The 13573-nt window shown below is 58.1% G+C and carries 11 protein-coding genes; 2 read left to right on the top strand and 9 right to left on the bottom strand.

Annotated elements, in window-relative coordinates; genetic code table 11:
- Positions 1–6 precede the first annotated feature (6 nt).
- From paaB to paaF, 8 genes are all read right to left on the bottom strand, one after another.
- Complete coding sequence (paaB, locus tag KZO34_RS07075) at positions 7–288, bottom strand: 1,2-phenylacetyl-CoA epoxidase subunit PaaB (RefSeq protein WP_219474962.1); 282 nt, start codon at positions 286–288, stop codon at positions 7–9.
- A 17-nt stretch (positions 289–305) separates the two neighbouring features.
- Positions 306–1298 carry a 1,2-phenylacetyl-CoA epoxidase subunit PaaA gene (gene paaA / locus KZO34_RS07070; RefSeq protein WP_219474957.1) on the bottom strand — a complete coding sequence of 331 codons (993 nt, stop codon included), beginning with the start codon at positions 1296–1298 and terminating at the stop codon, positions 306–308.
- Between the two features lie 312 nt (positions 1299–1610).
- Entirely contained in the window at positions 1611–2921 is a 1311-nt protein-coding gene (gene paaK / locus KZO34_RS07065) for a phenylacetate--CoA ligase PaaK (protein ID WP_219474954.1), read from the bottom strand.
- 51 nt (positions 2922–2972) lie between these two features.
- Positions 2973–4220 (bottom strand): 3-oxoadipyl-CoA thiolase, encoded by a 1248-nt coding sequence (gene pcaF, locus KZO34_RS07060; protein WP_308318779.1) that lies wholly within the window; start codon positions 4218–4220, stop codon positions 2973–2975.
- Positions 4217–4663: a hydroxyphenylacetyl-CoA thioesterase PaaI gene (gene paaI, locus KZO34_RS07055; protein WP_219474951.1), complete on the bottom strand. Its 447-nt coding sequence runs from the start codon at positions 4661–4663 to the stop codon at positions 4217–4219. Before paaI ends, pcaF begins: the two co-directional genes overlap by 4 nt.
- Positions 4660–6183 carry a 3-hydroxyacyl-CoA dehydrogenase PaaH gene (paaH, locus tag KZO34_RS07050; protein WP_219474949.1) on the bottom strand — a complete coding sequence of 508 codons (1524 nt, stop codon included), beginning with the start codon at positions 6181–6183 and terminating at the stop codon, positions 4660–4662. The genes paaI and paaH overlap by 4 nt, the downstream gene beginning before the upstream one ends.
- Positions 6184–6975, bottom strand: a complete 792-nt coding sequence (gene paaG, locus KZO34_RS07045; RefSeq protein ID WP_219474945.1) for a 2-(1,2-epoxy-1,2-dihydrophenyl)acetyl-CoA isomerase PaaG — start codon at positions 6973–6975, stop codon at positions 6184–6186.
- Between the two features lie 48 nt (positions 6976–7023).
- On the bottom strand, positions 7024–7797 hold the full coding sequence (paaF, locus tag KZO34_RS07040; RefSeq protein WP_219474943.1) for a 2,3-dehydroadipyl-CoA hydratase PaaF: 774 nt from the start codon (positions 7795–7797) through the stop codon (positions 7024–7026).
- A 375-nt stretch (positions 7798–8172) separates the two neighbouring features.
- On the opposite strand from paaF, the gene paaY reads away from it, so the two are divergent.
- Positions 8173–8769: a phenylacetic acid degradation protein PaaY gene (gene paaY, locus KZO34_RS07035; protein ID WP_219474940.1), complete on the top strand. Its 597-nt coding sequence runs from the start codon at positions 8173–8175 to the stop codon at positions 8767–8769.
- A 91-nt stretch (positions 8770–8860) separates the two neighbouring features.
- On the opposite strand, the gene KZO34_RS07030 is transcribed toward paaY, so the two are convergent.
- Complete coding sequence (locus KZO34_RS07030) at positions 8861–10225, bottom strand: KamA family radical SAM protein (RefSeq protein ID WP_219474938.1); 1365 nt, start codon at positions 10223–10225, stop codon at positions 8861–8863.
- A 672-nt stretch (positions 10226–10897) separates the two neighbouring features.
- Here KZO34_RS07030 and aceE point away from each other — a divergent pair.
- A complete protein-coding gene (gene aceE, locus KZO34_RS07025) occupies positions 10898–13567 on the top strand; it encodes a pyruvate dehydrogenase (acetyl-transferring), homodimeric type (RefSeq protein ID WP_219474936.1) in 2670 nt (889 codons plus the stop codon).
- Positions 13568–13573 lie beyond the last annotated feature (6 nt).

The following is a 13573-nucleotide window of genomic DNA, read 5'->3' as shown; positions in this document are numbered from 1 at the left end:
CGCTCCTTACATATGTCCGACTTCGTCAGGCAGCTCGTAGAAAGAGGCGTGCCTGTAGATTTTGTCCTCAGAGGGATCGAAAAGGACCTCTTTTTCGTCGGACGCAGACGCGGTGATCGATTCGGAAGGCACAACCCAGATGCTCACACCCTCACTGCGACGTGTGTAGAGATCGCGGGCATTTTCCATGGCCATTTCTGCATCGGAAGCGTGCACGCTTCCGACGTGCTTGTGATTGAGGCCATGCTTGCTGCGTACAAACACTTCGTATAGGCGCCATTCAGACATAATAGATTCCTCCGATATCAAGCGGCTTCTGCGCGCTGCTTTTGTTTTTTGGCATAGGCGACGGCTGCTTCGCGAACCCAGGCGCCTTCGTCGATTGCTTTCTTGCGAGTGTTGATCCGCTCGCGGTTGCACGGACCGTTACCCTTCAGAACGTCGTAGAATTCCTGCCAGTTGATTTCACCGAAATCGTAGTGGCCGGTTTCTTCGTTCCATTTCAGGTCCGGGTCAGGCGCGGTGCATCCCAGGAACTCAAGCTGGGGCACAGTCTGGTCGATGAACATCTGGCGCAGTTCGTCGTTGCTCTTACGCTTGATTTTCCAGGCCATGGACTGCTGCGAGTTGGGGGATTCGTCGTCATGCGGGCCAAACATCATCAGTGCTGGCCACCACAGACGGTTAATTGCGTCCTGAACCATGGCTTTCTGTTCTTCGGTGCCTTCGCGCATCATGTCCAGCAGAATCTGGTAGCCCTGACGCTGGTGGAAACTCTCTTCCTTACAGATGCGGATCATGGCGCGGGAGTAAGGGCCATAGGAAGTCCGCTGCAGCACCACCTGGTTCACAATAGCGGCGCCGTCAACCAGCCAGCCAACCGCACCCATATCGGCCCAGTTCAGGGTCGGGTAGTTGAAGATGCTGGAGTACTTGGCCTTGCCCTGGTGCAGTTTCTCGATTTCTTCGTCGCGGTCAGCGCCCAGGGTTTCCATGGCGCTGTACAGGTACAAACCGTGTCCGGCTTCATCCTGGATTTTGGCCATCAGCTGAAGCTTGCGCTTGAGAGTGGGAGCCCGGGTCACCCAGTTGCCTTCCGGCAACATGCCGACTACTTCCGAATGGGCGTGCTGGGAAATCTGGCGGATCAGGGTCTTACGGTACCCTTCAGGCATCCAGTTTTTAGGTTCGATTTTCGTTTCCGCATCGACCTTTTCCTGGAACGCGCGCTCTTCGGGCGACATCTCTTCCAACGTTTTAAGGCGCTTGCTGCCGGTTTCAACGAGCTGGGCGTACATACATAACCTCCGAATCGGGCTTTTTGTTCTATTGCTCCGTGAACAGTTCTGTTCCTGTAAATACTGTGGAACCTTAATCTAATATTATATGATACTGAATAAATATCAAGAAATGTTTTTGTGTGTCATGTTGGTTTATTGGTGATGCCTGAAAGTCAGTATCATCATGAAAGTAAAGGATAATCAGTTTTTATTGAGTGATTTTTAAAGTTGCTGGATATAAGGAAATCAAAAAATAAAACTAATTGGTTAGAGCAGGGAGGGCTGGCTCGGCCGGGGCGTTGCCCGGCCGAGAGGTGGAGAGCTGGACCGTTATGATTTACGGCGGTCGTGGACCCGTTTTGCCTTGCCTTCTGAGCGGGCAAGACGGTTGGCTTCAACGATCTCAATCCGGGTGCTGATGCCGATGTAGGACTTGATGTGGTGAGCCAGTTCTTTGGCTGCAGCCGCACGGGTGTCCTCACTGTCGGAGGCGTTCGGTTTCAGTTCTGCGCGGATGTCGACGCAGTCCAGATTCCCGTCTTTGTACACCTCGATTTCGTAGTGAGGCGCCAGCGCTTCACACTTGAGAACCTGCTCCTCGATCTGGCTCGGGAACACGTTGACCCCGCGGATGATCAGCATGTCATCGCTGCGGCCGGTGATCTTGTCGATACGGCGCATCGGGCGAGCTGTTCCCGGAAGCAGGCGGGTCAGATCACGGGTGCGATAGCGCAGGATCGGCAGAGCCACCTTGGTCAGGGAGGTGAAGACCAGTTCACCGTATTCCCCGTCGGGCAGAACTTCGCCGGTTTCCGGGTTGATGATTTCCGGATAGAAATGGTCTTCCCAGATGGTGGGGCCGTCTTTGGTCTCAATGCATTCCATGCCGACGCCGGGGCCCATCACTTCGGACAGTCCATAGATGTCCAGCGCCTGGATGCCGAGCCGCTCCTCGATTTCGGTGCGCATGGCGTTGGTCCAGGGCTCGGCGCCGAAGATGCCAAGGCGCAGTGGCAGCTTGTGGGGATCGATGCCCTGGCGTTCCATTTCGTCCGCAATATTGAGCATGTAGGACGGGGTCACCATGATGATGTCGGGCTGGAAGTCGGTAATCAGCTGAACCTGTTTCTCGGTCTGGCCACCCGACATGGGGATCACCGTGCAACCAAGGCGTTCGGCGCCGTAGTGGGCCCCAAGGCCGCCGGTGAACAGGCCGTAGCCATAGGACACGTGAACCTTGTCGCCCCGGGAGCCGCCGCCGGCCCGGATGGAGCGGGCAACGACGTCGGCCCAGGTGTTGATATCACTCTGGGTATAACCCACCACGGTCGGCTTGCCGGTTGTGCCGCTGGAGGCGTGAACACGGACAACCTGGTCCATCGGAGTGGCAAACATGCCGAACGGATAGTTATCCCGCAGGTCGCCTTTGGTGGTGAAGGGAATCTTGGCCAGATCGTCCAGCGAGTTGATGTCCATCGGCTTCAGGCCGATTTCATCAAATGCGTTTCGATAGAAAGGCACGTTGGTGTAGGCATGGACGACGCTCCAGCGCAGACGTTGCAGCTGTTCGTGGCGGAGCTCGTCGATGCTGGCGGTCTCCATGCGGTCAAGTTTGCCAAGTTTTTGTAATGGTAAGCTCATAAGTCTGTCCTGCTTGTTTTTGTGCTTAACGGGAGCGTTGCATCCGAGGGATCAGCCAGCGCTGTCGACCCGTTCAATAATCAATGCGATACCCTGTCCGACACCAATGCACATGGTGCAAAGCGCATAGCGTGCCTTCAGGCCTTCTTTGTGGCGGCGTTCGAGTTCATTCAGAGCCGTGGTCACCAGGCGCGCACCGCTCATGCCAAGTGGGTGCCCGAGGGCGATAGCGCCGCCGTTCGGGTTAACGTGTTCTGCGTCGTCCGGCAGGCCGAGGTCCCGAGTGACAGCCAGCGCCTGCGCGGCAAACGCTTCGTTCAGTTCGATGACGTCCATATCGGCCAGCTCCAGGCCGGCGGTTTTCAGTACCTTGCGAGTGGCCGGCGCGGGACCGAAGCCCATAATGCGTGGCTCTACCCCGACGGTCGCCATGGCGACCACGCGCGCCCGCGGTTTCAGGTTGTACTGCTGCATCGCGTCGCTATTGGCCAGTAACAGGGCGCAGGCGCCGTCATTGACGCCGGAAGCATTGCCGGCGGTCACCGTGCCGTTCTCGCGGAACGGGGTGGGCAGGGAGGCCAGTTTCTCAAGACTGGTTTCCCGGGGGTGCTCGTCGGTGTCCACAATCAGTGGATCCTGTTTGCGTCGGGGCACACTGACGGGGGTGATCTCATTCGTCAGGCGGCCTGCCGCCTGAGCTGCGGCTGTCCGCTGTTGGCTGCGCAGGGCAAACGCGTCCTGGTCTTCCCGGGAGATGCCAAAGTCAGCGGCCACGTTCTCGGCGGTTTCGGGCATGGAATCGATGCCGTACTGCTTTTTCAGGACCGGGTTGACGAAGCGCCAGCCGATGGTGGTATCGAAAATTTCTGCCTTACGGCTGAACGGGGTATCTGACTTGCCCATGACGAACGGCGCCCGGGACATGGACTCCACACCCCCGGCAAGCATCAGGCTGGCTTCGCCGGTACGGATGGCCCGCGCTGCGCTCCCGACCGCGTCCATGCCGGAGCCGCACAGGCGGTTGATCGTGCTGCCGGGGACGTCGACCGGAAAGCCTGCAAGCAGCAAGGACATGCGGGCAACATCGCGATTGTCTTCGCCCGCCTGGTTGGCACAGCCATACAGGACATCATCAACCTTGGACCAGTCCACGCCCTGATTCCGTTCCATCAGGGCTTTCATCGGAATGGCCCCGAGGTCATCGGCCCGGACCGAAGCCAGGGCGCCACCATAACGGCCGACCGGGGTACGAATGGCATCAACGATGTAGGCGTCTTGCAAGCGAGTCTCTGCGCTCATGAGTTTTCCTCCGAATTAATAACAGGGCCGCGGACCTGGTAGGATTTTCCCCGAAACAGGGCAACCGTGCGGCCATCCTGATTGGTTAAGGTGATGTCGTAGACGCCCGTTCGGCCACCACGGGATTGTTCTTCGGCCGTTGCCGTCAATACGTCGCCGGCCTTGGCGCCATACATGTAGTCGATGCTGCATCCGGAGGCGACGGTGGCCTTGTCATAGGTGTTGCAGCTAAAGGCAAAGGCGGAATCGGCGAGGGTGAACAGATAGCCCCCGTGGCAGGAGCCATGCCCCTGAATCATGTCGTCGGTCACGGTCATGCTCAGAACGGCCCGGCCGGGGGCAATGGATTCGATTCTCATGCCGAGGTTCTGGCTTGCCCGATCCCGGGCAAACATGGCTTCCGCACAGCGTTCGGCCAGTTGTTGCGGGTTGGTATCGGTCATGCGTAAAACCCCTTGTCGGCATGATGGTTTTTCCGGAGCAGCAAGGCTGGCCGATAGCGGTCTTCGCCGTAGCTGTTCTGGATGTTGGTAAGAACCTGAAACACTCGGCCATTGCCAAGCCGGTCGCTCCAGCTCAGCGGTCCTTCCGGATAGTTCAGTCCGGCTTTCATGGCCAGGTCGATGTCCTCTTTGGTTGCCACCCCTTGCAGCTCTGCATCAGCCGCCTCGTTCGCCAGCATGGCTACCGTGCGCATGACCACCAGGCCCGGGCGATCTTCGATCAGGCTTACGGAGATGCCCGCTTTCTGAAGCAGGGCGCAGGCATCGGTACGGGCCTTGTCTGTTGCCTGGTCGGCGACACTAACGGCCAGCCTGGTGGCCTTGCCGAAGTCAAACGCCAGGTCGAACAGCGTCAGGTTGGGTGTGCCTTCCAGTCGGGCGCGCTCTGTTGCCATGCGGCCATCGGTAAGAGCCAGTACTGCTTCGCCGAACCGGAGCTGCCCGGGTCCGTCCCGCTCAACAATTTCAAGGCCGGCCGCGCGGAAGCGCTCAACCAGCTGGGCGGCAGGTCCCGTCTCGCCCTCGACGATCAAGCGCGTGTCGTCGCTCTGGCAAGCGGGCTCGGTGCCAGGTTCCGGGCGCTCACTGCCTTCAGTGTAGCGGTAGAAACCCTGGCCGCTCTTGCGGCCGAGACGACCCGCCTCAACCAGTTCCTTCTGAATCAGTGAGGGAAGAAAACGGGTGTCCTGGTAATAGGCGTTGAAGACCGAGTTGGTCACGGCATAGTTGACGTCGTGACCAATCAGATCGGTCAGCTCAAACGGCCCCATCCGGAAATTGCCCGCTTCCCGAAGGATGGCATCCAGGGTCGCCGGGTCCGCCGCCCCTTCCTGGAGCAGTCGAAGGCTCTCGGCATAGAACGGGCGGGCAACCCGATTAACGATAAAGCCGGGGGTAGAAGTGGCGAACACCGGTTTCTTGCCCCAGTTTGTCGCGGTGGCGTGGACAGTCTCTGCCACGGCATTATCCGTCGCCAGGCCTTTTACCACTTCCACCAGTGCCATCAGTGGTGCCGGGTTGAAAAAGTGCATACCTACCAGGCGCTCCGGGTGGCGGAGTTTGGCGCCAAGTGCGGTGACCGAGATGGAGGAGGTGTTGGTGGCAAGGATGGTTTCTTCGTTGCACAGCTCTTCGAGGTCCGCCAGAAGCGTGCGTTTGATCTCGAGATCTTCGACGATGGCTTCAATGACCAGCCCGCTGTCGGCGATTTCCGACAGCGCACTGACCGGATGAATGCGGCCTACAATGGCGTCGAAGGTTTGCTGCTCCAACTTGCCCTTGTCCACCCGGCGCTGCAGTTGTTTTGCGACGCCCGCCCGGCCGGCTTCGGCAGCGCCCTCGCGCTGATCGTGAAGGTAGACCTTGTGACCTGCCTGGGCGGCGACCTGGGCAATGCCGGAGCCCATGGCGCCGGCACCGATGACGGCGATCGCGGTCTGGGTATCAAGTGCCTGAGTCATTTACTTCCCCTTGAAGGTCGGCGTGCGTTTCTCCATGAAGGCGGCAACGCCTTCACGGTAATCCTCGGACCGGCCAGCCATTCGCTGGAGGTCTCGCTCCAGGTTGAGCTGCTCTTCAAACGTGTTGCTGGCACTGGCGTGCAAAGCGCGCTTGATCAGGGCCAGGCCCTTGGTGGGCTGGGTGGCAAAGTGCCTTGCCAGTTTCATGGTCTCTTCCATCAGCGCCTCGTTATCAACACAGCGCCAGATCATGCCCCAGCTCTCCGCCTGTTCCGCGCCGATCTTGTCGCCCAGCAGGGCCATGCCTTTGGCTCGTGCCATGCCGGCGACCCGGGGTAGGGTCCAGGTGCCGCCCGAATCGGGGACCAGGCCGAGCTTGCAGAATGCCTGTACGAAACTGGCGGAGCGCGCCGCGAGCGTTATGTCACAGGCGAGCGCAATGTTTGCGCCGGCGCCGGCAGCAACGCCATTGACCGCGCACAGGACCGGCATGGGCAAGTCCCTCAGGCTGCGCATGAGCGGGTTGTAGTATTTTTCGAGGGACTCGCCGAGGTCAGGAGCTTCCTGGCCCGGGGCCACGCTCCGATCCGACAGATCCTGACCGGCACAGAAACCGCGGCCGGCCCCGGTAATCACCAGTACGCGAACTGAGCTGTCCTTGCGTACCTTGCTGACAGCCTCGCGCATCTGCTCGTGCATCTCGACGTTAAAGCTGTTCAGGTTGTCGGGGCGGTTGAGGGTAAGCAGGGCCACACCCTGATCGATTTCGAGAAGAATGCTCGGCTGAGTCATGGCGTTGTCCTATCAATAGAGTAAAGGGTGACTTTCGGGGGTGACGGTCTAGCGGCCCGTAAAGCGGGGTTTGCGTTTTTCCCGGAAGGCGTCGAGGCCCTCCTGCCGGTCTTCCGTGCCAGCGAGTACCGTGAAGGCATGGCGTTCAAAGCGCAGGCCTTCGGCAAGATTCATATCATTGGCCTTGCGCACCGATTCTTTGGTGAGGCGAACGGCAATGGGGGCTTTCCGGGCAATGGACTGCCCGATCTGAACGGCCCTCTCCACGGTTAGTTCGGGTTGGCAGATTTCACTGACCAGGCCGGCCTGAAGGGCACGAGTTGCGTTGATGGGCTCGCCGGTGAGTGCCATGTGCATGGCCAGGGATTCGCCTACTTTGCGCACAAGCCGCTGGGTGCCCCCCGCGCCCGGCATAATGCCGAGATTGATTTCCGGCTGGCCGAAGCGGGCATTTTCCCCGGCAATGAGAATGTCGGCATGCATAGCCAATTCGCAGCCGCCGCCAAGCGCAAAGCCATTGACGGCTGCGATGATGGGTTTGGAAAAGCGGTCTATGCGCTGCCAGTGCGCGACCCTGGGATCTTCCAGGATGCCGACGAGGTCTCGTGCAGCCATTTCATTGATGTCGGCGCCGGCCGCGAATGCCTTTTGGCTTCCGGTAATCACCACGGCCCGTGTGTCAGGGTCGGCCTCGGCGTCATCCAGCGCTCTCGACAGGTTGCCCAGCAGTTCAGTATTGAGGGCATTGAGCGCATCGGGACGATTCAGCGTGAAGACGCGAACCCCGTCCACGGGTCCGTCGACGAGCAGGTTGTTTGGCATAAGCAATCCGGTGTGGCTTTGTTTTTGTTGGTAGCAGATCTGAGCTACTCGGAATCAGAGTTACCACCAGGCGATGTTCGATTGACGAAGTCGCCGATTGAAAAATAAGTATATCTTTTAATTGATACTCGTCAAGAACCCAAAAGTCTAACTTTTGTATCACATTTGAGGAGGCTTCGCGTGGTTTTGTTAGTGCCTGATAAATCGATAAAAAATAAGTTTTGAGGCAGGTTCAAGGGCGAATTGACCTATCTAAAGATGGCTTTATGAATCCTGATTCTGTGAAAAATGCCGCGAAAAACTATAAAGTGATCCCTAAAGTGAATCAGGAATCGTGATTGATTTGCTCGCCATGGTCAGAAAGAGGGAGGGGAAATGCCCAGTTTCAGTATAGAAGGTGTAAAGCCTGTTGTTCATCCGTCTGCTTACGTCCATCCAACAGCGATTCTTATTGGCGATGTCTGGGTGGGCCCGAACTGTTATGTGGGGCCGGCCGCCTCTCTGCGGGGTGATTTTGGACGTATCGTCTTAAAGGAAGGGGCAAACATTCAGGATACGTGCGTAACCCATGCGTTTCCCGGCAAGGATGTGGTGGTCGAGGTGAACGGTCATGTGGGGCATGGTGCCATCCTTCACGGATGCACGGTGGGAGAGAATGCCATGGTGGGGATGAATGCCGTGGTGATGGATGAGGCTGTTATTGCGCCGCGATCCATCGTAGGCGCGTGTGCGTTTGTGAAGGCCGGATTTTCATGCGATCCCGGTTCCCTGATTGTCGGCTCTCCGGCCAAGGTATTGCGGGCCCTGAGCGACAAGGAGATTGCCTGGAAGCGGAAAGGGACCGAGGAGTACCAGAGGCTTACCACGCGCTGCCTCGAGACTGTCGAAGAGTGTGACCCCCTTGCTGAAGCCGACCCGGAAAGGCCGAGGCTCGAAATGAGCGACTATCAGCCCAAGCACGAGCAGTCTTGAATTCGGTAATCGGATAGGCCTTGTGTCCCGATATCGCAGTTACTGAAAAGCCGGGCTTCGCCCGGCTTTTCAGGTTGAGACAGGGGTGGAGTTAACCGTTCCCTTTCTTCATCGCCTCATACTCTTCCTCAAAGAAGAACTTCTCTTCGCCGAACGCCGGCTCCAGCTCGTGCAGCCAGGTGGCGGTCTCGCTGTACTTGGCAAAGAACGGGCGCTGCACCCAGTCCGGGTTGCGGCCCTGCAGGAAGCGCAGAACGAAGACTTTCTCGCCGGCGACTTCGGTGATGCCCTGAATCTCAACCTTGCCCGGGCCCGCACTCATGGACGGCCCGCGAGCGGTGCGCGCCAGGCCGCTGACGCTCTTCATGGCTTCGCGGTAGATCTGGAACGCCTCGGCCAGTGGTACTTCAAAGTAGTTCTTGGCGCCGGTGTCCCGCTCCACAAACATGTAGTAGGGGATGATGCCCAGCTGGACTTCTTTCTTCCACAGTTTGGCCCACGCCTCGGCATCGTCGTTTACGTGCTTGATCAGCGGGCCCTGGGCGCGGATCTCAGCGCCGGTGGCGCGAATGCGGCGAATGGCCTCTTCGGCGATGTCGGTGGTGATTTCCTGCCAGTGGTTGTAGTGGGCCATGATGGCGACGTGCTTGCCCGCATCCACGAGTTTTGCAAACAGATCGATCAGCTCGTCTGCATCCTTGTCGGTCACGAAACGATAGGGCCAGAAGGTCAGCGCCTTGGTACCGATGCGGATGGTCTGGATGTGGTCGAATTCCGGCTCAAGCAGGGGCTCGAGGTACTGGACCAGGTTCTTGGTCTTCATCACCATCGGGTCACCACCGGTGACCAGCAGATCCGTCACTTCGGTGTGTTCCTGCAGGTAGCCGTGCAGCTTTTCGGCTTCGGTGCTGGCCATCTTCAGGTCTTTGTCACCGACGAACTGCGCCCAGCGGAAGCAGAAGGTGCAATAGGAGTGACAGGTCTGGCCCTGGGCCGGGAAGAACAGGACGGTTTCCCGGTACTTGTGCTGAACGCCGTCAAGCACCTCACCATCAAGCTCCGGCATGTTCATTTCCATCTGCCCGGCCGGATGCGGGTTCAGTTCGTCGCGAATTTCCTTGGCGACAGCCTGGATGTCCTTCTTGTCGGCACCGTCCCGGTGCATCTTGGCCATGCGCTCGTAGTGCTCGTCTTTCAGCATGCCTTTCTGCGGAAAGACCAGCTGGTAGATCGGATCGTTGGGCACCTTGTTCCAGTCGATCAGCTCGTTGATCACGTACTCGTTGACCCGGAAGGGCAGCACGCTGGCTACGACCTTCATTTCGAACAGGGTTTCTTCGGGGAGGTTCTGGATGATCTCGATCTTGTCGAGTTGACGGTCGGTGTAGACCTTGAAGCGCCGTTCCTCGAATTCGGTTGTGGGAATCCGGTTCGGAAAGGTGACGATGGAGTTCATAGATCGCCCTCTGTGTTGGGTGCCAAAAGACAGGAGCGTGGGATCACCATCGCTCCGCTGGTTAAAAAACGGGCAGGCGAGTATACATAAGTTGAACTTTGTTTTCAGGTCTAATTAAAAAACCGTGTGGTGCTGGGAGCTTATCTGCTTAATATGGGGGCAAAGGTAAGGAAAATCGGCGAATTATCGGGAAAATCTGTGATTGGTGTGGGTAAATTATTTTTAGCGTGTGAACTAAATGCACATTGATAGGAATCCTACGACCTTGGTCTGAATGTGGTTGTTTGATGGTCTGAAAACGGTCATTCTTACGTAACTAATCGCAAGTAATGTCATTTCGATGGATTGAAGTGCCTGTTCAGTTAATATTGCTAACGATAATGTAGTAAAAAAACTACGGAAAGACGAGGTAATCCCTGAGTTCCTGGCAAGATCGATTGCCCAGGGCCAAAAGCCGTTAACTTACAGGGTGATCGGGCGTGAATCGGGCAGGAAAAGTGGAAAAGCTGTTCTATGCTTGATGGAGGTTCTGTGTGCTGTCCTGCAGCCCAACCGTCACGCGGATACACCCATAACAATACTCTGCAATCCATCGCAGCTTATCGACACCGCATGCGCCTGGCTGCTGATCGTGGCCCGCGATGCGCTCTTTGATGCCAAGGGGAGGGTTTGATGTACCAGGACGATGATCCCATTGAAACCAGTGAATGGCTGGACGCGCTCGAGTCTCTGATCGAGCAGGAAGGCGTTGACCGGGCCAAGTATATTCTCGAGAGGCTGTCCGAGCGGGCAAGCCGGGATGGCACCGAGCTGCCGTATTCGATTACCACGCCGTTCCGCAACAGCATTCCGGCAACGAAGGAAGCGCGGATGCCGGGTGACCTGTTTATGGAGCGCCGGATCCGGTCCTTGATTCGCTGGAACGCGATGGCGATGGTCCTGCGCGCCAATCAGCGTCCGGGAGAGCTGGGCGGGCACGTGTCTTCCTTCTCCTCGGCGGCCACGCTTTACGACGTCGGCTTCAACTACTTCTTCCACGGCGGCGATGACAAGCGGGAGTCCGATCTGGTCTATTTCCAAGGTCACTCCTCACCCGGAATCTACGCCCGTTCCTATCTGGAAGGGCGGTTTGAAGAGGATCAACTGGATAAGTACCGGGAAGAGGTGGATGGCACCGGGTTATCGTCTTACCCGCACCCCTGGCTGATGCCAGACTACTGGCAGTTCCCGACGGTATCGATGGGCCTCGGGCCAATCCAGGCCATCTACCAGGCCCACGTCATGAAGTACCTGCACAGCCGTGAGCTGATCGACATGGGCGAGCGCAAGGTATGGTGTTTTGTCGGTGACGGCGAATGTGACGAGCCGGAAACCCTGGGCTCCATTTCCATGGCGGGTCGGGAAAACCTGAGCAACCTGATTTTCGTGGTCAACTGTAACCTGCAGCGTCTGGACGGTCCGGTCCGTGGTAACGGCAAGATCATTCAGGAACTGGAGGGCATCTTCCGTGGCGCCGGCTGGAACGTGCTCAAGGTAGTGTGGGGGCGCATGTGGGATCCCTTGTTCGAGAAAGACAAGGATGGCCTGATGCAGCGCGTGATGGACGAGGCTGTCGACGGCGATCTGCAGAACTTCAAGAGCAACGGTCCGGCCTATACCCGCAAGAACTTCTTCGGCAAGTATCCGGAGCTGTCCAAGCTGGTGGAGAACCTGTCCGATGAGGACATCGGCAAGCTCAACCGTGGCGGACATGACCCCTACAAAATCTACGCCGCCTATCACAAAGCGGTCCACGACCATGGGGACCGTCCGACCGTGATCCTGGCCCACACCATCAAGGGCTATGGCTTCGGCACCGCGGGCGAGGCGCAGAACACCGCGCATTCCCTGAAGAAGCTGGATATCGACCAGCTCAAGGCGTTTCGGGATCGGTTCGGCGTGCCGCTGAAGGATGAGGAGCTTAAAGACGTTCCCTATTACCGTCCGGCCCCTGACAGCCCGGAAATGGTCTACATGAAGAAGCGTCGGCAGGAACTGGGCGGTTTCTATCCGAAGCGTCGCAAGGATTGCCAACGCCTGGAAACGCCGCCACTGGATACCTTCAAGGCGCTGCTGGAAGGCTCCGGGGAGCGGGAGATTTCCACCACCATGGCCTTCGTCCGCCTACTGACGGCGTTGACCAAGGACAAGCGCATTGGCAAGCGGGTGGTGCCGATCGTACCGGATGAGGCACGGACCTTCGGTATGGAAGGCATGTTCCGTCAACTGGGTATTTACACCTCCGAAGGCCAGAAGTATGTGCCGGAGGATCGTGACCAGATCATGTACTACAAAGAAGACAAGAAGGGCCAGATCCTGGAGGAGGGCATCAATGAAGATGGCTCCATGGCGGCCTGGATTGCGGCGGCGACGTCTTACAGCACCAACAACTTCCCGCTGGTGCCGTTCTACATTTTCTATTCCATGTTTGGTTTCCAGCGCGTGGGCGATCTGGCCTGGGCTGCCGGCGATATCCAGGCGCGGGGCTTCCTGATCGGTGGAACCGCGGGTCGCACCACACTGAACGGTGAGGGCCTGCAGCACCAGGACGGCCACAGCCATCTGCTGGCTCAGACCATTCCGAGCTGTAAGTCCTACGATCCGGCCTACGGCTATGAAATGGCGGTGATCGTTCAGCACGGTATCAAGGAGATGTTCGAGGACAACCAGAACGTCTACTACTACCTGACCATTGAGAACGAAAACTACCAGCAGCCGGCCATGCCGAAAGGTAAGAAGGTCGAAGACGGCATCATCAAGGGTATGTACCTCTTGGACTCGATCGAGACCAAGGGCCGCAAAAAGACCCCGCGGGTACAGCTGCTCGGCGCCGGCGCCATTCTGAACGAAGTGCGTGCCGCGGCCGACATGCTGAAGGAAGACTTCGAGGTTGCCACTGACGTCTGGAGTGTGACCAGCTTTAACGAGCTCGCCCGTGACGGACTGCATGTCGAGCGCTGGAACCGCCTGCACCCGGATGATTCGCCCAAGAAGTCCTATATCACCGAATGTCTGGAAAAACAGCAGGGGCCGGTGGTGTCGTCCACCGACTACATGAAGCTGTTTTCCGAGCAGGTTCGCGCCTTTATCCCGAAGACCTTCGTGACCCTGGGTACCGATGGTTACGGTCGGAGCGACACCCGCGAGAAGCTGCGTAACCACTTCGAGGTGGATCGCTACCATGTGGCCGTGGCAGCCCTGTCGGCGCTGGCCCAGGACGGTGAAATCAAGAAGGACGTGGTTCTCGAAGCCATGCGGAAGTACGGAATCGATCGCAATAAAACGAACCCGGTGCTGAGCTAAGGAGAC

Source organism: Marinobacter sp. F4206, assembly GCF_019392195.1.
Taxonomy (GTDB): Bacteria; Pseudomonadota; Gammaproteobacteria; order Pseudomonadales; family Oleiphilaceae; genus Marinobacter.
This window is presented reverse-complemented; position numbering and strand designations above follow the sequence as displayed.

What these genes read in the sequence shown, in the direction of transcription:
- paaB (WP_219474962.1), bottom strand. Translation starts at nt 288, where the DNA reads ATGTCTGAATGGCGCCTATACGAAGTGTTTGTACGCAGCAAGCATGGC.
- paaA (WP_219474957.1), bottom strand. Translation starts at nt 1,298, where the DNA reads ATGTACGCCCAGCTCGTTGAAACCGGCAGCAAGCGCCTTAAAACGTTG.
- paaK (WP_219474954.1), bottom strand. Translation starts at nt 2,921, where the DNA reads ATGAGCTTACCATTACAAAAACTTGGCAAACTTGACCGCATGGAGACC.
- pcaF (WP_308318779.1), bottom strand. Translation starts at nt 4,220, where the DNA reads ATGAGCGCAGAGACTCGCTTGCAAGACGCCTACATCGTTGATGCCATT.
- paaI (WP_219474951.1), bottom strand. Translation starts at nt 4,663, where the DNA reads ATGACCGATACCAACCCGCAACAACTGGCCGAACGCTGTGCGGAAGCC.
- paaH (WP_219474949.1), bottom strand. Translation starts at nt 6,183, where the DNA reads ATGACTCAGGCACTTGATACCCAGACCGCGATCGCCGTCATCGGTGCC.
- paaG (WP_219474945.1), bottom strand. Translation starts at nt 6,975, where the DNA reads ATGACTCAGCCGAGCATTCTTCTCGAAATCGATCAGGGTGTGGCCCTG.
- paaF (WP_219474943.1), bottom strand. Translation starts at nt 7,797, where the DNA reads ATGCCAAACAACCTGCTCGTCGACGGACCCGTGGACGGGGTTCGCGTC.
- paaY (WP_219474940.1), top strand. Translation starts at nt 8,173, where the DNA reads ATGCCCAGTTTCAGTATAGAAGGTGTAAAGCCTGTTGTTCATCCGTCT.
- KZO34_RS07030 (WP_219474938.1), bottom strand. Translation starts at nt 10,225, where the DNA reads ATGAACTCCATCGTCACCTTTCCGAACCGGATTCCCACAACCGAATTC.
- aceE (WP_219474936.1), top strand. Translation starts at nt 10,898, where the DNA reads ATGTACCAGGACGATGATCCCATTGAAACCAGTGAATGGCTGGACGCG.